Origin of the sequence: Sphingobacterium sp. SG20118 (assembly GCF_044740685.1) — a bacterium.
Lineage (GTDB): Bacteria > Bacteroidota > Bacteroidia > Sphingobacteriales > Sphingobacteriaceae > Sphingobacterium.
This window is the reverse complement of record NZ_CP172826.1, coordinates 871527-896207: the sequence shown is the minus strand read 5'-3', so window position 1 is coordinate 896207 and position 24681 is coordinate 871527. Positions and strand designations below refer to the sequence as shown.

At 35.6% G+C, this 24681-nt stretch carries 22 protein-coding genes, 3 tRNA genes and 1 pseudogene; 12 read left to right on the top strand and 14 right to left on the bottom strand.

Annotation, left to right across the window (positions count from 1 at the left end; translation table 11 throughout):
• The first annotated feature begins 11 nt into the window (after positions 1-11).
• From ACFX5U_RS04135 to ACFX5U_RS04120, 4 genes are all read left to right on the top strand, one after another.
• Positions 12-446 (top strand): FAD-binding protein, encoded by a 435-nt coding sequence (locus tag ACFX5U_RS04135; RefSeq protein ID WP_400262579.1) that lies wholly within the window; start codon positions 12-14, stop codon positions 444-446.
• On the top strand, positions 400-1029 hold the full coding sequence (locus tag ACFX5U_RS04130) for a hypothetical protein (protein WP_400262578.1): 630 nt from the start codon (positions 400-402) through the stop codon (positions 1027-1029). The genes ACFX5U_RS04135 and ACFX5U_RS04130 overlap by 47 nt, the downstream gene beginning before the upstream one ends.
• A gap of 261 nt (positions 1030-1290) precedes the next feature.
• A complete protein-coding gene (locus ACFX5U_RS04125; RefSeq protein WP_038696514.1) occupies positions 1291-1803 on the top strand; it encodes an RNA polymerase sigma factor in 513 nt (170 codons plus the stop codon).
• An 18-nt stretch (positions 1804-1821) separates the two neighbouring features.
• Entirely contained in the window at positions 1822-2067 is a 246-nt protein-coding gene (locus tag ACFX5U_RS04120) for a cytochrome b5 domain-containing protein (RefSeq protein ID WP_038696512.1), read from the top strand.
• On the opposite strand, the gene ACFX5U_RS04115 is transcribed toward ACFX5U_RS04120, so the two are convergent.
• The 5 genes from ACFX5U_RS04115 to mgtE form a co-directional block, all read right to left on the bottom strand.
• Complete coding sequence (locus tag ACFX5U_RS04115; RefSeq protein ID WP_280570114.1) at positions 2068-2982, bottom strand: PfkB family carbohydrate kinase; 915 nt, start codon at positions 2980-2982, stop codon at positions 2068-2070.
• A gap of 61 nt (positions 2983-3043) precedes the next feature.
• Positions 3044-3117: transfer RNA gene (locus ACFX5U_RS04110), tRNA-Asn, on the bottom strand.
• Between the two features lie 655 nt (positions 3118-3772).
• Positions 3773-3846 (bottom strand) — tRNA-Asn (locus ACFX5U_RS04105).
• Positions 3847-3966: 120 nt separating this feature from the next.
• Positions 3967-4040: transfer RNA gene (locus ACFX5U_RS04100), tRNA-Asn, on the bottom strand.
• A 133-nt stretch (positions 4041-4173) separates the two neighbouring features.
• Positions 4174-5556 (bottom strand): magnesium transporter, encoded by a 1383-nt coding sequence (gene mgtE / locus ACFX5U_RS04095; protein WP_038696508.1) that lies wholly within the window; start codon positions 5554-5556, stop codon positions 4174-4176.
• Positions 5557-6338: 782 nt separating this feature from the next.
• Between mgtE and ACFX5U_RS04090 the strand changes: the two genes are divergently transcribed.
• The gene (locus ACFX5U_RS04090) at positions 6339-8879 is read left to right on the top strand and encodes a TolB family protein (RefSeq protein ID WP_400262577.1); all 2541 of its coding nucleotides are present in this window, start codon (positions 6339-6341) and stop codon (positions 8877-8879) included.
• A gap of 59 nt (positions 8880-8938) precedes the next feature.
• Here the strand turns inward: ACFX5U_RS04090 and ACFX5U_RS04085 are convergent, their stop codons facing one another.
• Together ACFX5U_RS04085 and sppA are read right to left on the bottom strand one after the other, a co-directional pair.
• Positions 8939-10129 (bottom strand): phosphoglycerate kinase, encoded by a 1191-nt coding sequence (locus ACFX5U_RS04085; protein ID WP_038696505.1) that lies wholly within the window; start codon positions 10127-10129, stop codon positions 8939-8941.
• Between the two features lie 112 nt (positions 10130-10241).
• The gene (gene sppA, locus ACFX5U_RS04080) at positions 10242-12005 is read right to left on the bottom strand and encodes a signal peptide peptidase SppA (protein WP_280570124.1); all 1764 of its coding nucleotides are present in this window, start codon (positions 12003-12005) and stop codon (positions 10242-10244) included.
• A 111-nt stretch (positions 12006-12116) separates the two neighbouring features.
• On the opposite strand from sppA, the gene folK reads away from it, so the two are divergent.
• Together folK and ACFX5U_RS04070 are read left to right on the top strand one after the other, a co-directional pair.
• Positions 12117-12608 (top strand): 2-amino-4-hydroxy-6-hydroxymethyldihydropteridine diphosphokinase, encoded by a 492-nt coding sequence (folK, locus tag ACFX5U_RS04075; protein WP_400262576.1) that lies wholly within the window; start codon positions 12117-12119, stop codon positions 12606-12608.
• The gene (locus tag ACFX5U_RS04070; protein ID WP_051959766.1) at positions 12601-12948 is read left to right on the top strand and encodes an Hpt domain-containing protein; all 348 of its coding nucleotides are present in this window, start codon (positions 12601-12603) and stop codon (positions 12946-12948) included. The genes folK and ACFX5U_RS04070 overlap by 8 nt, the downstream gene beginning before the upstream one ends.
• A gap of 3 nt (positions 12949-12951) precedes the next feature.
• Here ACFX5U_RS04070 and ACFX5U_RS04065 read toward each other — a convergent pair whose 3' ends face one another.
• Both ACFX5U_RS04065 and rho read right to left on the bottom strand, forming a co-directional pair.
• Positions 12952-13629 carry a phosphatidylcholine/phosphatidylserine synthase gene (locus ACFX5U_RS04065; RefSeq protein ID WP_038696499.1) on the bottom strand — a complete coding sequence of 226 codons (678 nt, stop codon included), beginning with the start codon at positions 13627-13629 and terminating at the stop codon, positions 12952-12954.
• Positions 13630-13697: 68 nt separating this feature from the next.
• Positions 13698-15189 (bottom strand): annotated as a pseudogene (gene rho / locus ACFX5U_RS04060) (transcription termination factor Rho).
• Positions 15190-15521: 332 nt separating this feature from the next.
• On the opposite strand from rho, the gene ACFX5U_RS04055 reads away from it, so the two are divergent.
• The 3 genes from ACFX5U_RS04055 to ACFX5U_RS04045 all read left to right on the top strand — a co-directional run bounded on the left by ACFX5U_RS04055 (position 15522) and on the right by ACFX5U_RS04045 (position 19297).
• Positions 15522-17249 (top strand): MFS transporter, encoded by a 1728-nt coding sequence (locus ACFX5U_RS04055; protein ID WP_400262575.1) that lies wholly within the window; start codon positions 15522-15524, stop codon positions 17247-17249.
• 243 nt (positions 17250-17492) lie between these two features.
• On the top strand, positions 17493-18347 hold the full coding sequence (locus ACFX5U_RS04050; RefSeq protein ID WP_280570135.1) for an N-acetylglucosamine kinase: 855 nt from the start codon (positions 17493-17495) through the stop codon (positions 18345-18347).
• A gap of 131 nt (positions 18348-18478) precedes the next feature.
• The gene (locus ACFX5U_RS04045; protein ID WP_038696491.1) at positions 18479-19297 is read left to right on the top strand and encodes a UDP-2,3-diacylglucosamine diphosphatase; all 819 of its coding nucleotides are present in this window, start codon (positions 18479-18481) and stop codon (positions 19295-19297) included.
• A gap of 35 nt (positions 19298-19332) precedes the next feature.
• On the opposite strand, the gene ACFX5U_RS04040 is transcribed toward ACFX5U_RS04045, so the two are convergent.
• Complete coding sequence (locus ACFX5U_RS04040; RefSeq protein ID WP_280570138.1) at positions 19333-20016, bottom strand: metal-dependent hydrolase; 684 nt, start codon at positions 20014-20016, stop codon at positions 19333-19335.
• A gap of 71 nt (positions 20017-20087) precedes the next feature.
• The gene (locus tag ACFX5U_RS04035; protein WP_400262574.1) at positions 20088-20327 is read right to left on the bottom strand and encodes a YbaB/EbfC family nucleoid-associated protein; all 240 of its coding nucleotides are present in this window, start codon (positions 20325-20327) and stop codon (positions 20088-20090) included.
• Positions 20328-20452: 125 nt separating this feature from the next.
• Here ACFX5U_RS04035 and ACFX5U_RS04030 point away from each other — a divergent pair, with 125 nt between their 5' ends.
• Positions 20453-21079 carry a hypothetical protein gene (locus ACFX5U_RS04030; protein ID WP_400262573.1) on the top strand — a complete coding sequence of 209 codons (627 nt, stop codon included), beginning with the start codon at positions 20453-20455 and terminating at the stop codon, positions 21077-21079.
• 108 nt (positions 21080-21187) lie between these two features.
• On the opposite strand, the gene ACFX5U_RS04025 is transcribed toward ACFX5U_RS04030, so the two are convergent.
• Positions 21188-22168 carry a hypothetical protein gene (locus tag ACFX5U_RS04025; protein ID WP_400262572.1) on the bottom strand — a complete coding sequence of 327 codons (981 nt, stop codon included), beginning with the start codon at positions 22166-22168 and terminating at the stop codon, positions 21188-21190.
• A gap of 238 nt (positions 22169-22406) precedes the next feature.
• On the opposite strand from ACFX5U_RS04025, the gene ACFX5U_RS04020 reads away from it, so the two are divergent.
• Positions 22407-22991: a thymidine kinase gene (locus tag ACFX5U_RS04020; RefSeq protein ID WP_038696481.1), complete on the top strand. Its 585-nt coding sequence runs from the start codon at positions 22407-22409 to the stop codon at positions 22989-22991.
• Positions 22992-23200: 209 nt separating this feature from the next.
• Here ACFX5U_RS04020 and ACFX5U_RS04015 read toward each other — a convergent pair whose 3' ends face one another.
• Positions 23201-23719 carry a glutathione peroxidase gene (locus ACFX5U_RS04015; RefSeq protein ID WP_038702166.1) on the bottom strand — a complete coding sequence of 173 codons (519 nt, stop codon included), beginning with the start codon at positions 23717-23719 and terminating at the stop codon, positions 23201-23203.
• A 10-nt stretch (positions 23720-23729) separates the two neighbouring features.
• A complete protein-coding gene (locus ACFX5U_RS04010; RefSeq protein ID WP_038696479.1) occupies positions 23730-24596 on the bottom strand; it encodes an N-acetylglucosamine kinase in 867 nt (288 codons plus the stop codon).
• Between the last annotated feature and the right edge of the window lie 85 nt (positions 24597-24681).

Genomic DNA, 24681 nt, shown 5'->3' with positions numbered 1-24681 from the left:
ACTAGTCAACAATGCATATAAATATACAATCAGCTATTTCATTAAAAAAATATAATACATTTGGTATTGAGGAAATTGCTACAAATTTCATTGAAATAACCGACCCCATACAACTACTAAGTGCATTTGAAGCAGGTATATTCGAGAAGGATTTTCTAACATTGGGAGGAGGAAGTAATATTTTATTTACCAAGCCATACCAAGGTTATATCATAAAAATAAATATTAAAGGAATACAAGCGACAACACTTAAGCAAGATATTTTTATTACTGCTTCAGCAGGAGAAATATGGAACGATCTGGTATGGTACTGTATAAACAATAATTATAATGGCCTAGAAAACATGGCACTCATCCCTGGGACAGTCGGCGCCTCCCCTGTTCAAAACATTGGAGCCTATGGAAACCGAACTCATGAATATCTTCTACAGTTGCGTAGCTTTTGATACGTTAGAAGGGGTATTTCGAATTTTCCACAATGAAGATTGCAAATTTTCTTACAGAGATAGTATCTTTAAATCCGAGCAAAAAGGACGATACATTATCACTGAAGTAACCTATAAGCTAGATACTTTACCATCCATAAATACCACGTATGGCGCAATAAGTAAGGAATTAGAAAATAGAAACATCACCAATCCTACCATTCGAGATATCGCTGAAGTTGTCTCTGCTATCCGTGTAGAAAAATTACCTGACCCAAGCACAGTTGGAAATGCAGGAAGTTTTTTCAAAAACCCCATCATATCCTTAGAACAGTATAATAAATTAAAAGAATTATTCCCGAATATAATTAGTTTTAACATGCCTAACAATCAAATTAAGCTCGCTGCTGGGTGGCTTATTGAACAGTGTGAATGGAAGGGTAAGGTTGTAGGACAAGCTGGTGTCTGGAAGAATCAAGCTCTTGTACTAATAAATATACATTCTGCTACAGGAAATGAAATTTTTGAACTATCGTCTAAAATAATAAACGATGTTTATCAAAAATTCAATGTAAAATTAGAACGCGAAGTAAACATTTTTTGATTAATAATAAAATAAATATTAGTGAGAAAGAATAAAAAAAAACGCGAATTAAAGGCATTTGAATAGGCGATTTCATAAAAAAAAACATTTCTACAGACGAAATCCACTGTTAAATATCTATTAATTTTATATCAATTGTCAATAATTAGCATACTATTTGTAAATACTCAACTGAACCGTATTAGAATCGCTGGGGAATTATTATTTCTCACTCAGTGTTTTGTAAACCATTCATTTAAATATGAATATAAATTCAGTGATATGACTAAGTATGAATTCAACTCATTAGTATTAGAGCAATCAGACTCTCTAAAACACTACGCAAGAAAGTTTACGAACGATAGCGAGGACGCTAACGATTTGGTGCAGGACACACTGCTAAAGGCTGTTACTTACTTTAACAATTTCAGAGAAGGGACAAATCTCAAAGGATGGTTATATACCATTATGAAGAACACGTTTATAAACAATTATAGACGAATTGTTAAAACAAACTCCTTCATAACCAAAGAAGAAGAGATTTCAAATGCAAATCTAATCTTATCTGCATCTAAAAATCAAGGAGAAAATAAATTTGTTATGGAAGATATCCACATGGCTCTTTCAAAACTTTCTGAAGATTATTATATCCCATTTAGCATGTACTTCGAAGGATATAAGTATCATGAAATATCAGAGCATTTATCCATACCAATTGGAACTGTTAAAACGCGAATACATATTGCTCGAAAAGTAATGAAAAAATCATTATCGACCTATAAGCTTATCGATTAAGATTTTTTAACTTCGGCCATGGATAATTATGAAAATCTTACGGTGTACTCGAAGTCTAAATTAGCATTAAGAAATGGTCAAGATAGACCTGAGATATGGGTTGCATTTAGAGGATTAATATATGATGTCACCGATAGTCGACTGTGGAGAGCAGGCAAACATTACGAACATTGGGCAGGTCAAGACCTAACTGAGGAGCTTGCAGAAGCTCCTCATTCAGATCAAGTATTTATAAAATTTCCTATTATCGGAAAGATTGGATAATTAAAATTCAAACTTAGCCAACGATACAAATGCTTTCAATCTAGCTTCAATCTCTTCCTGAGTCAACGTTTGTAATCGCTCAGTACCGAATTTCTCAACACAGAAAGATGCTAATGCCGACCCATAAATAGTGGCATTCTTCATATTTGTAAAGTTGATTGTTTTTACTTTTGCTAAATAGCCAATAAAGCCACCTGCAAATGCATCACCAGCACCAGTTGGATCAAATACCTCAGCCAATGGTAATGCAGGCGCTGAGAAAATCTGTCCTTCACCAAATAATAATGCACCGTGCTCACCTTTTTTGATGATTAGATATTTTGGTCCCATTTGTAAAATAACTTCTGCAGCCTTCACTAACGAATATTCACCTGACAATTGACGAGCTTCACCATCATTGATCGTTAATACATCAACATGGTTCAATACTGCTTTCAAATCATCCATTGCAATATCCATCCAGAAATTCATGGTATCCAAAACAACCAATTTAGGTTTGTTTTTTAGGCGATTTAAAGTCGTCATTTGAACTTGAGGAGTAGCGTTACCCAACAATAAGAATTCACAATCTTGATAAGATTCAGGAATAATTGGGTCAAAATCTGCCAATACATTTAATTCTGTCGTGATGGTATCACGGCTATTCATATCATTATGATACTTACCAGCCCAGAAAAATGATTTTCCGCCTTCAATGATTTGAATCCCCTCAACAGCTATACCTTTACTAGTAATGATATTTAAGTTATCATCTCCGAAATCTTCACCAATTACGCCTACTAATTTGACGTTATCATATAAGAAAGATGCTGAAAGGGCTGCAAAAGTACCAGCTCCGCCAACAATTTTATCTGTTTTACCAAAAGGTGTTTCGATAGCGTCGAATGCTACCGTGCCCATTACTACTAAACTCATAGGTATATAAATAAATAACTTAAACAAAAAAAACCGGCTTAAAAGCCGGTTTCACCTAACGCTCCTGAAGCTGGGCTCGAACCAGCGACCCTCTGATTAACAGTCAGATGCTCTAACCAACTGAGCTATTCAGGAATCTTCTCAAGAAGGACAACTAAATATCCCTCCCTTTTGACGCTACAAAAATAGCTAAATTCAACGTATTTGCAAATTTTTTTAAATATTTTTTATTTTTTAGCGCTAGAAATATAAACCTCATCCAGAAGACCGCATGATATCGATTGATAACAAAGCAATTACATACATCCACGCTAATTTCTTTCGGATACGAAACCACAACATGAATACAAATACTGCAATGAATACCAGAATATTTATCTTCTCTAAGCTATCGAACCTCTTTAAAACATGTAAGAATCATCAAAAGGCAGTATATCGCAAGTAATCCTACAGCATTAAGAAAAGCTATACCACCCTTCAACTACAACTTGCCATTTCAAAATCTAGTCCAATATTACCCCAGTAACCCAACAATATAATCACATCTGACATTATCTACTCAGAGAACATCTGAAATGCTATAAAGACATCCAGACCAAGTATAGTAGACTTTTTTTTATTAGAAGCTGTATGTTATTAAGGCATGGGAATCACACTTGAGCAATGAGATAGACTTCAACCTATAGCAAAATAGCAATTTTCCTCCTTTAGCATTCAGGCTCGCCAGCACATTTTAAAAAAAACATAACAAAAGCAAAAAGCCTCTCCAAAATGGAAAGGCTTTGTTTTGCTCCTGAAGCTGGGCTCGAACCAGCGACCCTCTGATTAACAGTCAGATGCTCTAACCAACTGAGCTATTCAGGAATCATTCAAGAGTATATTACTATAGCTCTTTGGTCATTTAAGAATTAAAATTCTTATCTCTTAATACGTTCAATCTAGATTTTCGATTGAATGACGATTTTACTATTCAAAATCGTTTTGCTCCTGAAGCTGGGCTCGAACCAGCGACCCTCTGATTAACAGTCAGATGCTCTAACCAACTGAGCTATTCAGGAATCCTTTTACTTTTCCGAAGCGTCAATTCCGTTTCGGTGATGCAATTATCGGAAGATTATTGCACTCTTACAAATCTTTTAAAAACATTTTTCGCAACTCCCTCGCTTCCAACTAGAATAAATTTCATGGCATTTAGATCAAAACACCCTTTAAGAGTAAAACAGCAAATGTAAAGTAAATTAACAGGCCGGTTACATCTACCAAAGTTGATACAAATGGAGCGGAAGAGCTAGCGGGATCAGCTCCGAGTCTCCTCAATATAAAAGGAAGCATCGATCCCATCAACGACCCCCATAGGACAACGCCTACTAATGATAAGCTCACCACAAGTCCTACCAAAACCCAATGTTCACCGTAAACATGTGAAAAAGCTTGCCAGGTCATGATTCGGATAAATCCGAGGACACCAAGAATCAATCCGAGTAAGAATCCAGAAACAAGTTCTCGTTTCATGACTCGCCACCAATCCCCTATCGTTACCTCACCTAGAGCCATTGCCTGAATAATCAATGTAGACGCCTGCGAGCCACTATTACCCCCGCTCGATATAATGAGTGGCATTAAAGCAAATAACATGATAGCACTCGCCAATTGGTGCTCAAAATGCTCAATAACGGTCGCCGTGAGTAGTTGTCCGAAAAATAATACCACCAACCAGCCAGAACGCTTTTTGACCAAGTTGACTATAGAAACATCCAGATAAGGTTCGTCCAAGGCTTCAGTTCCCCCAAATCGTTGCATATCCTCGGTATATTCCTCATTTGCCACCCATAGTATATCATCAATCGTAACAATTCCCAACATAATCCCCTGTTCATCGATTACTGGCAAGGCCACTCGATTGTTCATCCGGAAAATATTAATGGCTTCTTCTTGGGGATCATTGGCATTTAAAGAAATGAGACGATTATCTATAAGCTCACCAACAACAACATTTGGATCGGCCATGAGTACATCTTTAATCCGGATATCATCAATCAATTTACCTGCTGCATCAATAACATACAAAACATCAATCGTCTCCGAATTCTTCCCATACCTACGGATATGCTCTAAAATGCGAATAATATTCCAATGTGGTTTCACCGTGATATAATCGGGTGTCATCAAACGACCAACACTATCTTCAGGATAACCTAATAAAGAAAGGGCTTCTTTACGATCTTGCGGAGGCAGTAGAATAATCAATTGCTTCACTACATCCCCATCCTTCAACTCACTAAAAAAGGAAGTTCTATCATCGGGGGGCATTTCATTGATTAATTCACTGATTTTAGTACCGGAAAGCTTTTTAAAAATACGTTCTTGTGTCGGGAAATCCAAGATACGAAACACATTAACCGCACGGTTCAAATTTAGGGTCTCTATGAATATATGGCCATATTCAGGAAGCTCATCAATTAGCGCCTCTACATCTGAAATATTTAGCTCATTTAAATATGCTTGTAATCCATCATTATCCTTCGACTCAATGAACTGTTCGATTTGTTCTACCTGCATTTCCAATTCTTCCATAATTCCCTTCCTTTACTAATATGCTACATCGGTGTATTTAAAATTTTATGCAAAAATCGTCTTTTTTAGAATAATATAAGAATTTATTTGATTTAGTATTTAAAAATACTAAATCTCAAAAAGGAAACAACTGATAAAATCACTTTTTAATACCATTATCTTATCTTTAGGCAAGATAGGATAATAAAACAACTCACTGTAAAACAGCTATAAATAAACAGAAAATTGATTTACTCAAAATGCCCACTAGCCTAAAACAAACCCATGCATGTGCCACAAAAAAAAGTGATTTTTATAGCCCCTAATTTTTGACTTCGCCCAAGGGGATAAAACAATAGCAAAATGAGTAATTTTAAATAAAAAAGTTATCTTATTTTAGCATAAATAATCCGACAGAATTACAAAAAACACAATAAACACACCTATGTGATATACACCGTTAAAAAACCTGATAACGCAAATTATAAGCAAATATACTTGATGCATTAAATATAGCACACAACTGAAATACATGAAAACATACTGGTTAACAATTCTATTATCAATTTTAACTTTTCATACCGGAATCTGTCAAATTTTTGAAGATAGTCAAGCACCTCCGTCTCAAAAATGGCATCAAATAGACTGTCAGGAATTTAGGCTTATCTTCCCCATCGAGATGAAAAATGGTGCTATTACCTTAGCGCATCAAATTGAAACGTATTTAAAAATTAGCAGTAGAGACCTTCAAGTAACGCCCAGAAAGATTTCATTAATTCTACAAAACACACAGCTGCAACCCAATGGTTTTGTTCAGCTTGCCCCTAGAAAATCCGAACTCTATAGCAGCCCTACACCAGAAACCCGACAACCAAGAATGGCTTCCCAATCTCGCACTGCACGAACTTAGACACGTCGTTCAGTTCGATAAATTGACAGGCAAGCTCAAAGCTCCTTTTCTAGAACAACTAGCACTCGCGATCTATGGACTCACACTCCCTTCTTGGTACTTTGAAGGGGATGCAACATGGACAGAAACCCACTATTCAAAAGGAGGAAGAGGAAAACTACCATCCTTTGAAATGCCTCTAAAAGCAAATGAAAGCGTTAATAAAAAATATAAATTTGAAAAATACTTATTGGGTTCATATCGTGACAAAGTACCAAGCTATTATACAATAGGTTATTTTATGACCCATTATCTAAAACAAAATTTCAAGGAAAACTTTGAACCGGAATTGTACGATAATCTTAAGAAAAATATACTCACACCTTACAATTTTAGCCGATCGCTAAAAAAAATGACCGGCTACAACAATAGTGGCTTATTCACGAGAACCATGAACGACCTCAATCATAAATGGCGTACAGATATAAGCGAGAAAGACCTCTATGAGATAATAGAGCCCAAATCAAGCAAAAACTACCAAGACTGGCTTTTACCTAAAAGAGATGAAAACAATAACTTATTAGCCTTATTACAATCAGCTAATAACACCTCCAAAATCGTTAAAATAGACACCAACAACCGTATTTCAACACTCATAAACATTGGGAGTCAAATCACCCCAAATTACGATTTCAGGAATAACATGATTACTTGGGACGAACAAAAAAGAGATTTACGTTATACAAAAAGGACCTATAATGTCATCAATATCTACCATTTAAAGACTGCGAAATACGAACAAATAAGTTTCAAAAGCAGGTATTATTACCCGATAATTCACCCTTTCAAGCAAGAAATATTAACTATTGAAGTAGACTTAGGTAACCAAACATCCATTAGCATAATCGATATCAATACGAAGAAAGTATTGAAAAATATCCCAATGGATGCAGATATATTCTTACAACAACCGTGTTTTAATGCCGATGGTACTAAAATCATCGCCATTGCAATCTCAAATAAAGGAACTAACTTGGTGGAAATACCACTAGATTCCACACAAATGACATTCCTCCAAGATTGGGGAAACGAACAGTTTGAAAGACCACAATATATCGATGAGAACAACATCCTGTTCAAAGCACAATATGGCGGTGAAGATAATTTATTCCAATATAATAAACAGTCAAAAATAACCTCCAAATTAACTCGCGCTCCTTTCGGAGCTTTCAATCCGACTTATAACCCCGAGCATAATGAAATACTTTTCAATAATTATCAGCACAATGGATATAAAATATCCAAAATAACCTTAAACAACCAAAGCAACGAGGAAACTCGACCGACACCTTATCGCGGCAACGAGGAACTCAACAACAAACACATTGAAATCACCACCGATAGCTCGACTGCCTATATCGTGAGTCCTTATAAAGGTATTTCCAGAACATTCAACTTCCATAGCCTTTCATTAAGCAACACCAATTTTGAAAGCTTAGACAATTTTAGACCTGGTATTTTCTGGCTATCAAATAATATACTCAATACAACACAGTTAGTAATGGGTTATGAATATGACACAGATATCAAAAAATCAATCTACTCCGCGACATTAAATTACAATAAATACCTCCCAAAATTCACCCTAAAATATGAAAACAAAGGTCAAATCGGGACAGCTACTATCGCCAATAAAGCGGATAGCACGCTCAACTTTGACTGGAGAGAACATGATGTATCCGCACAAATTGCAATACCCCTAGGATATTACAAACGCAACTATAGCTACAGCACAGGTTTCAATTTTGCTACATCATACCTACAACGATACAATTTAAGTATCAGAAACCTCAATAACTTTACCACAAAAGTATTGTTACCGTTAACGTATCAATTTTATTGGAATAGGAATGCGATGATGGCAAAAATGGATATAACTCCAAAATGGGGACAAAATTTTAGCATTACCTACCGGCACCTTCCCTTTGAAGATCAGCTACATGGAAATATATTTTCAATCAGAACGGGTTTCTATACCCCTGGTTTTTTAAGCAATCATGGTTTTCAACTGAGATTCGCCTATCAAAAAGCATCGGGTCAGTACCAATATAGCAATGACATCCCCACCATCAGTGGATATGGATATTACAAGTACGAGAAAATTAAAAACACGTTATTGCTGAACTACAGGTTCCCCATCAGCTACCCAGACTGGGCAATTGGAGGGTTGACTTATATTAAACGTATTAAAGGTGGTGTGTTTGCTGATTATCAAAATATCCATCAGCAATCCAATGCGAGTCCAAAATCTTTTGGTTTAGCAATTTCTGCTGATTTTAACGCATTCCGATTCCCATTACCCAATTTCGAAGCAGCTCTTAAACTAACCTATATCAATGACATAACAGCGACACAAAAAGTTGTTCCCACATTCAGCTTAAATTATACTTATTAAAGCCCTTTAAATAAAAAAGGCATCTCACGATGCCTTTTTTATTATTTACATAAGCGTTATTATCCTTCGATTGCTTTCACTCCAGGTAAAACCTTACCTTCCATGTATTCCAATAAAGCACCACCACCAGTGGATACATAACTTACTTTTTCAGTCATTCCAAATTTAGAAACAGCAGCAGCAGAATCACCTCCACCAATCAATGAAAAAGCACCTTTTTCAGTTGCATTAACCACTGCATCAGCAACAGCTCGCGTTCCTACAGCAAAAGTATCAAATTCAAAAACTCCCATAGGACCATTCCATAGAATTGTTTTAGATGATTCAATAATTTTAGCAAAGGCTTCACCCGACTCTTTACCAATATCCAAACCTTCTAAATCAGCAGGAATCTGATCATTAGGTCCGTCATATACATTCGCATCGTTAGAGAATTTATCCGCAATCTGAGCATCTGTAGGCAACACTAAGTTAACACCTTTAGCAGCAGCCTTTTTAACAAGCTCTCTAGCTAAATCCAATTTATCTAATTCCACTAAAGATTTTCCAATCTCTCCACCGCGCGCTTTTACAAACGTATAAGCCATACCACCACCAATAATCAAATTATCGACACGATCCAACAAAGCATCGATCAATTCCAATTTATCAGAAACTTTAGCTCCACCCATAATAGCAGTAAACGGACGTTCTGCTTTGTTTAATACTTTCTCCGCATTACCAATTTCTGCAGCCATTAAATAACCAAAGTATTTTGCATCAGGGAAAAACTGAGCAACTACAGCAGTTGAAGCATGAGCACGGTGTGCAGTACCAAAAGCATCATTAACATAAACATCACCTAATTTCGATAATTTCTCTGCAAAAGCAACATCGCCTTTTTCTTCTTCTTTATAAAAACGAAGATTTTCTAAAAGTAATACTTGACCAGGTTTTAAGTTTTTCGCTTTTTCAACAGCTTCTTCACCAATACAATCATTAGCAAATTGAACATCTACTCCTAAAACTTGAGATAAATGTGATACAATATGTTTTAATGAATACTTATCCGTTGGTCCATCCTTAGGTCTTCCCAAATGCGACATCAAGATAACTGCCCCACCATCATTTAATACCTTTTTGATTGTAGGAGTAGCTCCTTGAATTCTATTGTCATCTGTAATATTAAAATTATCATCTAAAGGAACATTAAAATCCACACGAATCAGCGCTTTTTTGTTAGCGAAGTTTAAATTATCTACTGTTTTCATCTCTATTGTTTATATGAAGTATTACCTATCCATCCAAATGGACAGCTAAATATAAAAAAAGCCTTTTACTATTCGAATAATAAAAGGCTTTTTTTGATAAATTCAAAAAAAATTAATGAATTTCAATCGAATATGGCAGTTTTGCCATAATACCTGATTGACCAGAAACATTTTTTATAACATTAAAATATTGATAAAACTCACCCATTTGCTGTTCAGCCATCCAAATCTGGACTTTTTCTTTAGATGTAGATAAGAACATAGACAAGGCATCCTCTTTAGCAGGATATTGCTTTATCGAATACGAATCTATTTTTGCTTTTTTAGCAGCAGATTGAATTGCATCATCGATGCCACCAATACGATCCACTAGACCCATTTTTAAAGCCTGTTGTCCGGTCCACACCCGTCCCTGACCGATACTATCCACCTGGGCAATTGTTATTTTACGACCATCTGAAACACGCTTCATAAAAGTTTGGTAAACACGGTCGACCTCAATTTGGATGATATCACGCTCCTCCGCTGTTAAAGGTCTATCTGGAACCATGCCCAAATCCGAAAATTTTCCCGTTTTAACACCATCAAAGTGAATTCCAATCTTAGTGTTCAATAAATTTTTAAAATTCGGAATTACACCAAAAACACCGATTGAACCCGTAATAGTATTATCTTCAGCAAAAATCGAATCCGCTGCCGCCGAGATATAATACCCTCCAGATGCAGCATAATCACCCATTGAAACAACGATTGGTTTCACCTTCTTCGTCAACTCAACTTCTCTCCAAATAACATCAGAAGCTAAAGCCGAGCCCCCTGGAGAATTCACCCGAAAAACAACTGCCTTTACTTTATCATCTTCACGCAATTTACGTAGCTCTCTAGAGATTTTATCAGACCCAATTTCACCTTTTTGCCCCTCACCACCAACAATAGCACCTTCAGCATATAGAACAGCTACTTGTGTCGATTCATCTGCACTAGGATTTTTAAATTTATAATCTAATAAAGAAACCGTAGACAAATCATCTTTCGCATCAACCTTTATCCTAGTCTTCAACTCCGTAATAAGTTCATCTTTATAAAGTTTAGCATCGGCCAATTTATAATGCACAGCATCATCAGCATTGCGAACGAGATAATTACGCGCTATCATATCCAACGAATCGGCTGAAACTCCCCTAGAAGATGAAATTTCATCAATAAAAGTTCGGTAAATACTACCTAAATATGAATTAACTTGTAAACGATTCGCCTCGCTCATTTCATTTAAAAAATAAGGCTCCACTGCACTTTTAAAAGTTCCGACTTTTACAACCTGCATATCGACACCCAGTTTATCAAAGGCATCTTTCATAAACATCGTAGAACTTGCTAAACCTTTAAAGTCAATAACTCCTTCAGGATTCACATATATCTTATCGGAAACACTCGCGATATAATAGGCTTTTTGAGAGTAGCTCTCATTATAAGAAACGATAAACTTGCCCGAGGATTTAAAATCCAATAAGACATCTCTAATTTCCTTCAGACTAGCAAATCCAGTAGCAATGGAACTAGCATCCATATAAATACCTTTTATTTTACTATCCACCTTTGCATTTTTTATCCTTGCGATAATATCATCTAAACCTATGTTTTTAGTGTTATATCCAGGAATATCAAGCGAACCAAAAGGATTTTCGACAGACCGTTCTGAAATCGAGTGATTAAAGGAAAGATATAGAATAGAATTATCTTTCACCACCACATCTTTCTCAGAAGAAGCAGAACTTACTATAGCACCAATAATACCTAATGTTATAATAAATAACACTACTGTTGAAATCACGATTCCAGTGACAGTAGCAAGTACATATTTAAAAAATGATTTCATAAAATAAATAATCTAAAGTTTGATTGTTACATTAGTCCGTAAATTACTACAAATGTTACAAATTAATTTTTAAATCTTTCATTTAATTAACTAAAATTCTATATTTATAAGGTGAAAAGCATCTACATTTTATTAGGAGCAAACCTTGGTGACCGTATAGCGCAGTTAAAAGGTGCTTCCGAAGCCATTGAAAGTTCAATCGGAAAAATTACAAAGGCCTCTACAATAGTAGAAACCGAAGCTTGGGGAGTAGAAGATCAACCTAGTTTTTTAAATCAAATTATTGAGGTCAAAACCTTCCTCAACCCCATAGAAGCATTAGAAACATGTCAAACAATTGAAAACAAACTGGGAAGAGTACGTTCCGAAAAATGGGGAGCTCGAGTCATTGATATTGACATCTTATACTACGAGCATGATGTCGTAAACTTACCGAATCTACAAATTCCCCATCCTTACATTCAGGAACGAAAATTTACCCTAATTCCGTTAGCCGAAATCGCACCAGATTATATACATCCAATTTTAAAAAAGAGCAATACAGAACTCTTATCCCTGTGCGAAGATTCATTGGAAGTAAATATTTATCAGAATCATGTATAAACACATAAGCCCAACCATTATCCAACAGAGTATGTTTAACAATCAGGATATGATTAAAGAATTCATAGCGCTGTACAGAACGCAAACCCCCATAGACTTCAAAAAAATAGAAATCGCAGTTATTGAACAGCAGTTTCAAAAGATATGTGATGCAGCACACCATATAAAACCCACAATGGAATATATTGGTGCTAGCCATATCAAAGATGCCCTGCAAGAAATGGAAATGCTGGCCCAAGAGAATAAAGAATTCAGTATTATTCAAAATGAATTTGAGACATTAAAATCGCATTTCACCGAACTATTCATGGAGTTGGAACAGTATGAAACATCCTTATAAGTCCTATTTCAAACGCTGAAAATGTAAAAATGACAGCAAAATGTAAACAATAAGTATGATAGGCAAAGCTAGAAATTGAAAAATAGCAAAAAGTACAACTGCCAAAATAACAAAGATAAACTTGTACTTATTCTCTGCCCAAGACAGCGAAGATAGCTTCATGGAGAACAACTTGATTTCACTGATCAATAAATAACTTGTAACAGCTATACTGATTAAAAGGAAATAGGGATTTAGGATAATTTCGGGGTACTTATCGGCGATAAAAGGCAACGATAAAACATAGAAAGTATTCATCGGTGTATTTAATCCTATAAAATCTGTAGTTTGACGCTCATCAAGATTAAACTTCGCCAATCGTACTGCAGAAAAAACAGTCACAAAAAAACCTAAGTAAGCAAATACTGGCTCATTAACAAACACATCCCCCAACAGCTTATAAAGAATGGCTCCTGGCAAGAAACCAAAACTCACCATATCAGCCAACGAATCTAATTCTTTACCAATATTCGATTTCACATGCAACAGTCTAGCGACCATACCATCGAAAAAATCAAATATACCAGAGGCCAATACGCAATAAGCTGTCGCCATATAATCACCTTTAAGTGCCATTAAAACCCCGATACATCCACTCAGTAGATTTAAGCACGTTATGGTATTAGGAATATGTTTTTTCATATTTTATATATAAATAAAAAAGCCATCATTTTAATAAATGATGGCTAAATTATTAAATTCAAATGGAATTACCCATTCATACTAATCAAAAACTCTTCATTGGACTTAGTACCACGCATTTGCGCTAATAAAAATTCCATCGCTTCGTTCGAATTCATATCTGCCAAGTGATTACGTAATACCCACAGACGACGGATAGATTCTTTGTCCATTAATAAATCATCACGACGCGTACTTGAAGCAGTCAAATCGATAGCAGGGAAAATACGTTTGTTCGCCAATTTACGATCCAATTGTAATTCCATGTTACCAGTACCTTTAAACTCTTCGAAAATAACCTCGTCCATTTTAGATCCAGTCTCTGTAAGCGCTGTTGCTAAAATAGTCAATGAAACCTCCATGCTCAATATTACGTGCAGCACCGAAGAAACGTTTTGGTTTATGTAAAGCATTTGCATCCACACCACCAGATAAGATTTTACCCGATGCCGGAGCAACCGTGTTATAAGCACGAGCCAGACGTGTAATAGAATCTAGTAAAATCACAACATCATGGCCACATTCAACCATACGTTTTGCTTTCTCTAAAACGATATTCGCGATTTTCACGTGACGTTCTGCTGGTTCATCAAAAGTAGATGAAACAACTTCAGCACGCACACTTCTCGACATATCTGTAACTTCCTCAGGTCTTTCATCAATTAATAAAATAATTAAATAGACTTCAGGATGATTTTTAGCGATCGCATTTGCAACCTCTTTTAATAAATTTGTTTTACCCGTTTTTGGTTGAGCTACGATAAGACCACGTTGTCCCTTACCTATCGGTGTAAAAAGATCCATGATACGTGTCGAATAGTTACTCGTACCCAAATCCAAATTCAAACGTTCAGTAGGGAATAATGGTGTTAAGAAATCAAAAGGAACACGGTCACGAATTTCCGCAGGGTTTTGACCATTGATGGCTTCTACGCGTACCAATGGGAAATATTTCTCACCTTCTTTCGGAGGTCTGATACTACCTCTAACCGTATCTCCAGTTTTCAAACCAAATAATTTGATTTGTGACTGAGAAACATAGATATCATCAGGAGAAGTTAAATAGTTATAATCGGATGAACGTAAAAAACCATAGCCATCAGGCATGATCTCCAATACCCCTTCATTGACAATAACATTATCAAAATCTGCATTAGATGAAGTTGATTCTACTTTTGAAGGTGTTGATTTTATTACTGGAGTTGTTTTTATATTTTCTTCAGATTCTGATGGGGCTACTTGACTATCAGCTGAATCTATTTCTTCGTTTTCTTTTTTCCGAATAGTGACAGGCTCTGATGATTTTACTGCTGCTGTTCTTATTCTTTTTCTAGGTCTCTCAGTTGATTCATCAAGATTCTCTTCCTTTGCTTCAGAAGTATTTTCGGACTCATCACCAGTACTGATAATTTTTTCAATTAGCTCTTGCTTTCTAAGCTTATCAGCGTCACCGATACCTATTAATTTTGCAATTTCGCGTAATTCAGACACGAGTTTTGCATTTAATTCATTAATATCCATTAAATTTTTATTATGATATATTAGGATTTTATTTTAAAATGAAATCTATTTATTGCGCTCCATTAATCTTTATGATTAACAAACCAAGGGATTTAAGAACTAAGTGATTTCTTTACACCTGAAGCGGAATAAATTATGAGAACCTGCACAAAGAAAAAAAACAAATACCACATTTCAAAATTTATTGCAAAAAAAATCATCCATATGACAAACTATTTTTAATTAAATCGTTTTACTAAAAAACAAACGCACTTATTAACGTCAATATTATATTCAGTTTTGACATTTTTTTTTTAAGTTAGCGGAGAAAAAAAACAAAGCAAACGATTTAGATGGAAAATAAACTTATCAAAACAAATTATCCAGCCCTATATACATTAATTATTGTATTTTTCTTTTGGGGTTTCATTGCAGCAGGAAATAGTGTATTTATTCCTTTTTGTAAAAACTACTTTCATTTAGACCAATTTCAATCCCAGTTGATTGACTTTGCCTTTTACACCGCGTATTATCTAGGTGCCTTATTATTATTTATTTTCAGTACATTTTCTGGAAAAGACTTAGTAGGTAGATGGGGGTATAAAAAAAGTATTGTCTATGGCTTACTTTTCTCCGCATTAGGAGCAGCAGCCATGATTGTCGCTGTAGAAGTCAATGTATACGTAGGTATGCTACTTGGCTTGTTCACGGTTGCACTAGGCTTCTCTCTCCAACAAACAGCTGCCAATCCATTCGCAGTCTTATTAGGAGATCCCAAAACTGGTTCTTCACGTGTCAATTTAGGTGGTGGAATCAATTCTTTTGGAACAACCATTGGACCATTGGTAATCGGTTTTGCCCTATTTGGAACCTTCGAAACAATTTCAGATTCCGAAATTGCCAATTTACCCTTAGATAAAGTAGTATACCTATACATAGGTGTCGGTCTATTATTCTTGTTGGCTGCTAGTTTATTTTATTTCAGCAAAAAGGTGCCTGCAGGAATAAGTAACGAACCTATGGAAAAAGCGAATAAAGCGCTAAATACCCTAGTCATCATGACGATCTTGCTTTTCGCTATGTTTGCACCTGTTTTTTTAAGTTATAAAAGTGATGTAGCACTTCAATTGGAACAATTACAAGGACAATTGAAAAATCTAACAGACCAAGTTAGCATTGACGAATTAAAGCTTCATATAAAAGAAATCGCACATCCCCTAGAGATACAACGCATGTTGTGGTTAGCAGGAGCGTTAATAGTAGTGATTGGGGGTCTGATCTTTGCTAACGTAAAAGCACAGAAAAATCCAGAAGGATGGGGCGCGATGAAATACCCACAACTTGTGTTGGGTATGATTGCGTTATTTCTATACGTAGGAGTCGAAGTAGCCATCGGAAGTAATTTAGGTGAGCTACTTACCCTAAAGGAGTTCGGAAGCCTACAATCATCTCAAATCACACCCTATGTATCCATGTATTGGGGAAGTATGATGATAGGCCGATGGGCTGGTGCCATCACAGCATTTAACCTGACTAAATCAACGAAGAACATCTTACTGATCATTGTTCCATTAGTCGCATTCTCCATTATCATAGGAGTCAACACATTAGCAGGTTTCGAAATGTCTCACCTTTATTATTATGTTGTGTGTATCATTATACAGATCGGCGCATTCTACGTGAGTAAAGAAAAACCTGCCAGAACATTAATTATCTTTGGATTATTTGGAATCATTGCCATGGTCGTAGGTCTTCTATCTACCGGCACTGTAGCCATATATTCTTTCTTAGCCGGAGGATTAGCTTGTTCTATTATGTGGTCATCTATCTTTAGTCTTTCAATTGTTGGTCTTGGAAAATATACAGCCCAAGGTTCAGCCTTCTTAGTAATGATGATTCTTGGTGGAGGTATCATCCCCCCTATCCAAGGAAAATTAGCAGATATAATAGGAATACACAATTCTTATTTACTTCCATTGGTCGGTTTCATTTACATTGTGTTTTTTGCCGTTGCCGTAAGGTCCGTGTTGAAAAAACAAGGAATTAATATTGATGATATCGAATCAGAGGGAGGCCATTAAGGTCCATAAGCTGTTAGCTAATTGTAAAAAATACACTATCAAATCAAACAGATAGTGTTCATAAAAAAGGCCTTAATTATAGAATTAAGGCCTTTTTTATGAACACCAATAATCCTAGCTCAAATAATATTTCATTTTACTATTGCCAGAATACATAAATTATAAATAAAAAAATGTATTTTCGGAAATCGGATTCAAATAATCCTATTTTAAAACGAAAAACTCAATTAAAACTACTCAATAATGATTATTATTGCTGACGGAGGATCAACGAAAACAAACTGGTGTTTGTTGGATGATTCAAACAAAAAAATTTACTTCAACACAGAAGGGTACAACCCATATTTTGTAGATAGCGAATACATCGTTAACTCTTTAAGAAAAGGTCTACCCAATGATTTACCTTTTGAAGATATCAAAGAGGTTAACTATTATGGGGCGGGGGTCCATAATAAAGAAAAAGCTGATATCGTTGTCAAAGCTATTCAGGAAGTATTTCCAAAGGCCCAAGTTGAAGTTGGACACGACTTATTAGCTGCAGCCAGAGCTTTACTAGGTAAAGAATCAGGATTTGCCGCTATCTTAGGAACGGGTACCAACTCTTGTATTTACGATGGAAATGAAATCACCTATAACATTGATTCTTGCGCATACATCTTAGGAGATGAGGGAAGTGGCAGTTATATCGGTAAAAAATTATTAACGGATTATATCCGCGACTTAATGCCTCAAGATGTTCGTAAAGTATTTTATGACACTTACAAAATCACTCCTGATGAAATCATGGACGCGGTATATACCAAACCATTAGCCAATCGTTTCTGCGCAAGCTTCAGCAAGTTTGTGTACGACAACAATGTTAATATTGAATACACACGCGCAATCGTAGATGATGCTTTCGAAGCATTTTTCAGAAACTTAGTGAGTAAATATCCAAATTACCAAGACTATACATTTAACTGTATTGGCTCTGTAGGCTACAATTTCCGCAATGTTTTGGAAGAAAAAGCCCAGCAATATGGAATGAAAGTTGGAAAAATATTACGCTCTCCTATTGATGATTTAGTTCAATTTCATATCAATAGAGCGACAAAATAGTCTCAAACTATTTACGATTATTAATAATAAAGGGTGAAGATAACTATCTTCACCCTTTATTATTAATAATTTCATAACAGAGCATTTATATGTACATCATATTAAAATGCGTCTTTTGAAAAAAGGAAGTTATGAAACGAAACCTAGATATTGTAGTATTATCAGACATTCATCTCGGAACACATGGAAGTCACGCTAAAGAGTTACTTTATTACTTGGAGTCCATCGCTCCAAAAATGCTGATTTTGAATGGTGATATAATCGATATCTGGCAATTCAAAAAAAGCTACTTTCCATCCGAACACCTACATGTTATCAAAAAAATAATTGATTTAAGTGCTAATGGAACGGAGGTTTATTACATTACGGGAAACCACGATGAAATGCTTCGGAAATTTGCCGACTTAAAACTGGGTAATATCAAATTGACCAACAAGCTCTTACTTTCACTCAACAACAAGAAAGCATGGATCTTCCACGGAGATGTATTTGATGCCTCCATTCATCATTCCAAATGGTTAGCAAAATTAGGGGGATGGGGTTATGACAAACTCATCCAATTGAATCATTGTATCAATTGGTTTCTATTGAAAATGGGGAAAGAGAAATATTCATTATCAAAAAAGATAAAGAATAGTGTCAAAAAAGCGGTTAAATACATCTCAGATTTTGAAGAGACAGCAACAGAGCTCGCTATCGAAAAGAATTACGATTATGTAATCTGTGGGCACATACATCAACCACAGATAAAAGAAGTCATCACCAGAAAAGGTACTGTCACCTACATGAATTCAGGTGATTGGGTTGAGAATTTAAGTAGTTTAGAATATCATAATGGTGAATGGACCTTATTTCATTACGAAGATTATAAAGAATCCATTCTGAAAAATAAACTAACAGAAACACCGCTATTCACTTTAGAAGATTTAAAAAAATTAGTAACGATATAACAATCAAAAGGGGAATAACCTATCCCCCTTTTGATTTATAATTCGATTGATTCTCCAATTGCTGGTAAATAAAGTGTCTTACCAGAATTTGCGAACTTCGCTAATGCCTTTTCTTTATCAATAACGATAGGAGGAAAAGTATCGTAATGGATCCCTACAATCTTATCACAATTGATAAATTCAGCTGCTCTAACCGCATCATCAACATCCATGGTATAATGGCCACCTATTGGTAAAAAAGCCCAATCAAGACCCAGACCTGCCAAAAGCTTCATCTCCATGGTAAGGCCAGTATCTCCAGCAAAATAGATTTTCTTATTGCTGGAATACAAGATAAAGCCTACAGGAAAACCTCCATACTGCCCATCAGGAGTACTGTTGGTATGCAATGCATATACCATTTTAACGGTGCCAAAAGTAGTCTTAATAGTCCCTCCGAGATTAAATTCGATTACTTTATCATCTGGAACACCTTGCTTCCTTACCCACGCTGCAGTTTCAACAATTGCAGCAACAGTTGCCTGGCTATTCTTTTGAATCTGCGCCATATCAGCTACATGATCTTGATGACCATGACTTAAAAAGATGTACTCAGGCAAGAGGCTGTTTACATCGATTGATTTGGCTAGCGGATTATAGCTGATAAAAGGATCCAATAGCACGTTGTGCCCGTCAAAATCAAACGCTACACACGATTGTCCGTAATAGGTCGCTGTCATAAGATTATTGATTAAATAAACCTCCTAAACCACCAAGCATATCCTGACTCGCAGCCGACATCTCAGCCTGACTAACCTGTTTCTGCTTGTGTCAATGCTTTATTCAAAGCTACGACAAGTAGTTCCTCCAACTCCTCTTTATCAGCATTACCCAAAAAGATAGGATCAATGGTAATTTCTTTAATTTCTTTATTAGCTGTGGCAACGACTTTTATCAATCCACCCTCAGCCTCCCCAAAAACAGAAATATGATTTAATCTTTGTTTAATTTCTTCTGCCTTCTGTTGCGCTTGGAATAATTTATCAAACATAATGTATAATCTAAATGAAAAATTCTAAATATATTGCAATTTACAAATTTGAAATCAAAACATAGATGTCAAAATTACCTTTCATTTAATTCGCAAGTTCAAATCATCCTTTGTAAATTTGTGCCATGCAAAGCAATCAAGAAATTTTAGTAGAAGCTATCCTAAATCAATATGAGGTAGATCAAGCGCATTTACCACAAGAAATTTTAGATAAAATTTATGCGATCCCTGCTGATTTGGTAACAAGTGATGACATTATCAATTACACAAAATGTGTAGGTCAATTAATCAATAAAAATGATAAAATAGCTGAGCTTTTGGAAGTCTTGGAGGATGACGTACATATTATCACACATAAGCTGAAATTTATTACAGCAAATGACCGTCCCAAAGTGATCATTTTAGATGACATCAATCCAACGATTATCAATACCAGTAAGTATTTGCAATCCTGCATTACTATTGCAGGTGGAATACCGACAAATTCGATTGCAGATGCCGATAAAGTTATTATCATCAATGCAGAAGAGATGACAGTAGCACAGGTACCATCATTATTATCAGATCCTAATTGGGCAGATAGTAACGCAGTAAATTTAAACCAAGTTTTTTTGATCAATACAAAAGGATTTGGAAAAGTAGCTGGCCAGAACTATTGTGTAGAACTAGAGACATTAGCAGAAATTTTACAACCAAAATACTTCTTTTATGGGTTAGAAGGTAATACTTGGTTACAATTTCAATTAAAATAATCCGACAGAATGTCCCATAAACAACAGCATAAAGCTTCTTCCGAAAGCATTCCCTGCCGACTCTGTCAACAGGAATTCATAAAAAAAGCTGACAAAAGTCAGCTTTTTTTATGCAAATCTTTTACGAAGCAAAGCATAAAGCTTTTCAACCGATTGCGGTTTCTCAACCCATCTATTCTTTACGGCGTAATTAGTTTGTAAGAATGCGTCTGCTTCCGCATAATCATTACATCTATTCAGCAATTCAACAGCTTCACTGTAAGCTAAGCTATAACCATTAAATAGATCTTTAATAAACAACAATTTATCATTCAGATTAATGATGGCTTTGATATCCTTAACCTGTGCCGTAGCTCCTGCCGCTGCATTCATTTCATAAACACGATTTTGGACACCTGCCTTTTTCTGTTGCGAAATAATTTCATTTAAAGTGAGTGGACGAGCGGGTGCCTCTTCTTGGACAGGAGTCACAGGAAGAATTTCCTCTACAATGACAATCTCCTTCGGTTCCTCTATCACTTCATTAATAATAACTGCTGCTTCTTCTACTTCCGGTTGAATAGGTGCTTGTTGAACAGGCTGCTCTACTTCTTTTTCAGCAGAAACTGGTAAATCAACCACCACTTCCTCTTTTACAACTTCAACTGGTGTTGGCTTTGGAAGATTATCTGCTATCGGTTTCGTATCTGATTCCTCTTGGAGAACAACAGGTTGAATAGGTGTATGAATCTCATTCTCTACAGGAGTTGCGATGGGCGATGCCTGTTCCTCTTTGGTCTGGCGACCTTGAAACAAGTTAGAAGGTGGTGTAAAGTAATTGTTGAACGACAATTTCTCTTCCTCTTCTCTATGTATGGACACCTTTGGTGCTGCCAACTCATCCTCGCGAGCCAATTGATTCCCCTTATCCAACAGATCTTGAGCTTTTAAAACACCCGCTTGAGCAGCTATATATTGTGCCGTGGCCTCTAACAATGCTAAATCCGTCTTTTTATTTTCAAAGCCATTATTCGAAAGCTCCAGGTATTGAGCATTCAACTCTTGCAATAAATCACCTATTTTATCAAATAAATTTTGTTTCGTAGCCATAAATTTTTACATTTCCTTTCCCTATTTCCAATAAAAAGCTTAAATTTTACAATTGGAATTAAACTTCATTTTCAACTTACTGATTTATACTTTATTGTTAAGTATTTAGCCTTTATAGACTCAAATTTAATATTAAATTCTGATATTAGCAGGACTTATGTGGTATTATTTTTCTATAAACATCAGATTCATCACTGATTTCCAATAATACCCAATTTATTGATTTTAATTCATTTAAATGCTTTTTTCTGAACATAATTTCACACAAAGAGGACCACTATACGGGAGTATAGAAGTTATTTGTGGATCCATGTTTTCCGGTAAAACCGAAGAGCTCATAAGAAGGCTAAAACGTGCGCAGTATGCCCGACTACATGTAGAAATTTTCAAACCTGCAGTTGATAAAAGATATGATGATCATCTCGTCGTATCGCATGACAGCAATAGTATTCCTTCTACCCCTGTTGACCATTCCTCTTCTATATTACTGCTGAGTCAAGACACACAAGTTGTCGGCATTGATGAAGCGCAGTTTTTTGATGAAGGGCTGACAGAAGTTTGTGTCAAATTGGCAAACAAAGGAATTCGTGTCATAGTTGCAGGACTTGATATGGATTTTATGGCACAACCTTTTGGTCCTATACCGAATATTATGGCTATTGCAGAGCACGTTACAAAAGTACATGCCGTTTGCATGCAATGTGGAGCCCCTGCAAACTACTCATTTAGAACGTCTTCGGACACAAAAACAGTCCTTCTTGGCGAAAAAGATGCATATGAGGCAAGATGCAGGAGTTGTTACTATAATTTAACAAATAATTAACATTATCTTAATGTATAAATCGGTTTTTGGCATTACCTTTGTATAACTTATAACAACAACGATAATAACAGCTAGAAATAGCTACAAAATACTTTTCATAATTTAGGTTTATAATTGGTTAGTTAAAGTCCACCCTCCCAAGGTGGACTTTTCTTTTTTATTGTAATGATAAAAAAAACCAACAAGATATTCCTGCTGGTTTTCAATTCTTATTTCTTTACCCAATTGACAATCTCATCTGCCATTGGATTGACGGCCGAACGATAACGATGGATTAGCTTGCCATTCTCATCAATTAGAAACTTTTCAAAGTTCCATTTGATTTCCCCTTCAAAATCAGGATTTTTCTGAGCAATCAAATATTTAAATAAAGGATCTATTTGGTCGCCCTTCACCTCAACCTTTTCTGCCATTAAAAACTCAACACCATAATTCTGTTCACAAAACTCCTGTATATCTCCATTTGTACCAGGTTCTTGATTACCAAAATTGTTGGCAGGGAATCCAATGATTACTAAATCTTTACCATAGAGCGAATATAACTCTTGCAGATCTTTATACTGCTTAGTGAAACCACACTTAGAAGCAGTGTTCACAATTAAAATTTTCTTTCCTTTAAAATCAGACATCTTAACATCTTTACCTTCTAAAGTTTTAAAGCTGTAGTCATAGATGCTCGGGTTTCCAAAAATTATGGAAAAACAAGCGATTATTGTTGATAAAATCATCATATTATTATTAAATATTTACAAGTGGACTTTTCTCTCTCTCTATCACAAAATCAAACAATTCGTTGATCGGCGACTTCAGTATTTTGCCAATTTGAATATGGTACCCATTACAAACATCGCGTAAAATCAAATCGAGATAGTAAGCGATAGATCCAACAAAGTGACATTCATAATCCTGATAATCTTGATAAGTTAAAATACAAGTCTGCACATACTCTTCAAAACCCGAACGCACAAGCTCATCAATAAACGGGTGTGTAATATTGGCCGATAAAAAAGGTGCAAATGATGCTAAATAAGCATTAGGACGTTCCTTTTGGTACACATTCTTTATTACAATTTCTTTAGAGATCCGATAATTTTCAGCAAAATTCTCTGCTAAATCCTTAGGCAATCTACCATATAAAAATAATGTAATCAGTTTTTTCCCAAACCAGGCCCCAGACCCCTCATCCCCTAGCACATAACCATTGCCATGATTGGAAGGCTGTACCTCATTGCCATCAAAAAAACTAATATCAGATCCAGTACCTAGCGTAGCAATATACCCTTTGTTTCTACCACAAGTAGCCAAGGCACTACCCACAAGATCATTTTCAACGGAAATAAATGCATTCTCAAACAGAGGAGTCAATGCATTCGATACCATTTCTCTACGATCTGGAGAAATACATCCCGCACCATAGAAATAGAGCTCTGTTATTTCATCAGCATATGGAATAATCTCCGGAATCTCTTTAATTACCCTTGTTATCTCTTTATCGTTTACGAAAAACGGATTAAGTCCATTTGTAGAAAAAGACAAAGGAGGGCTATCCGGAAGTTCCAATTTCCAATCTGATTTGGATGAACCGCTATCAACTATTAAAATCATAAATAATAAGATTATGCTCTATCGAGCGTATAAACTTAGATAAATTTGCTTAGATTCACAATAGAATTCCATTGCTATAAATGTA

Excerpts from the sequence above, each read along its gene's own strand:
- ACFX5U_RS04085 (WP_038696505.1), bottom strand. The coding sequence starts at position 10,129 with ATGAAAACAGTAGATAATTTAAACTTCGCTAACAAAAAAGCGCTGATT.
- ACFX5U_RS04115 (WP_280570114.1), bottom strand. The coding sequence starts at position 2,982 with ATGAGTTTAGTAGTAATGGGCACGGTAGCATTCGACGCTATCGAAACA.
- mgtE (WP_038696508.1), bottom strand. The coding sequence starts at position 5,556 with ATGGAAGAATTGGAAATGCAGGTAGAACAAATCGAACAGTTCATTGAG.
- ACFX5U_RS04010 (WP_038696479.1), bottom strand. The coding sequence starts at position 24,596 with ATGATTTTAATAGTTGATAGCGGTTCATCCAAATCAGATTGGAAATTG.
- ACFX5U_RS04030 (WP_400262573.1), top strand. The coding sequence starts at position 20,453 with ATGCAAAGCAATCAAGAAATTTTAGTAGAAGCTATCCTAAATCAATAT.
- ACFX5U_RS04015 (WP_038702166.1), bottom strand. The coding sequence starts at position 23,719 with ATGATTTTATCAACAATAATCGCTTGTTTTTCCATAATTTTTGGAAAC.
- ACFX5U_RS04055 (WP_400262575.1), top strand. The coding sequence starts at position 15,522 with ATGGAAAATAAACTTATCAAAACAAATTATCCAGCCCTATATACATTA.
- ACFX5U_RS04050 (WP_280570135.1), top strand. The coding sequence starts at position 17,493 with ATGATTATTATTGCTGACGGAGGATCAACGAAAACAAACTGGTGTTTG.
- ACFX5U_RS04125 (WP_038696514.1), top strand. The coding sequence starts at position 1,291 with ATGACTAAGTATGAATTCAACTCATTAGTATTAGAGCAATCAGACTCT.
- ACFX5U_RS04090 (WP_400262577.1), top strand. The coding sequence starts at position 6,339 with ATGGTTTTGTTCAGCTTGCCCCTAGAAAATCCGAACTCTATAGCAGCC.
- ACFX5U_RS04130 (WP_400262578.1), top strand. The coding sequence starts at position 400 with ATGGAAACCGAACTCATGAATATCTTCTACAGTTGCGTAGCTTTTGAT.
- ACFX5U_RS04040 (WP_280570138.1), bottom strand. The coding sequence starts at position 20,016 with ATGACAGCGACCTATTACGGACAATCGTGTGTAGCGTTTGATTTTGAC.
- ACFX5U_RS04035 (WP_400262574.1), bottom strand. The coding sequence starts at position 20,327 with ATGTTTGATAAATTATTCCAAGCGCAACAGAAGGCAGAAGAAATTAAA.
- sppA (WP_280570124.1), bottom strand. The coding sequence starts at position 12,005 with ATGAAATCATTTTTTAAATATGTACTTGCTACTGTCACTGGAATCGTG.
- ACFX5U_RS04070 (WP_051959766.1), top strand. The coding sequence starts at position 12,601 with ATGTATAAACACATAAGCCCAACCATTATCCAACAGAGTATGTTTAAC.
- ACFX5U_RS04065 (WP_038696499.1), bottom strand. The coding sequence starts at position 13,629 with ATGAAAAAACATATTCCTAATACCATAACGTGCTTAAATCTACTGAGT.
- ACFX5U_RS04025 (WP_400262572.1), bottom strand. The coding sequence starts at position 22,168 with ATGGCTACGAAACAAAATTTATTTGATAAAATAGGTGATTTATTGCAA.
- ACFX5U_RS04135 (WP_400262579.1), top strand. The coding sequence starts at position 12 with ATGCATATAAATATACAATCAGCTATTTCATTAAAAAAATATAATACA.
- ACFX5U_RS04020 (WP_038696481.1), top strand. The coding sequence starts at position 22,407 with ATGCTTTTTTCTGAACATAATTTCACACAAAGAGGACCACTATACGGG.
- ACFX5U_RS04045 (WP_038696491.1), top strand. The coding sequence starts at position 18,479 with ATGAAACGAAACCTAGATATTGTAGTATTATCAGACATTCATCTCGGA.
- ACFX5U_RS04120 (WP_038696512.1), top strand. The coding sequence starts at position 1,822 with ATGGATAATTATGAAAATCTTACGGTGTACTCGAAGTCTAAATTAGCA.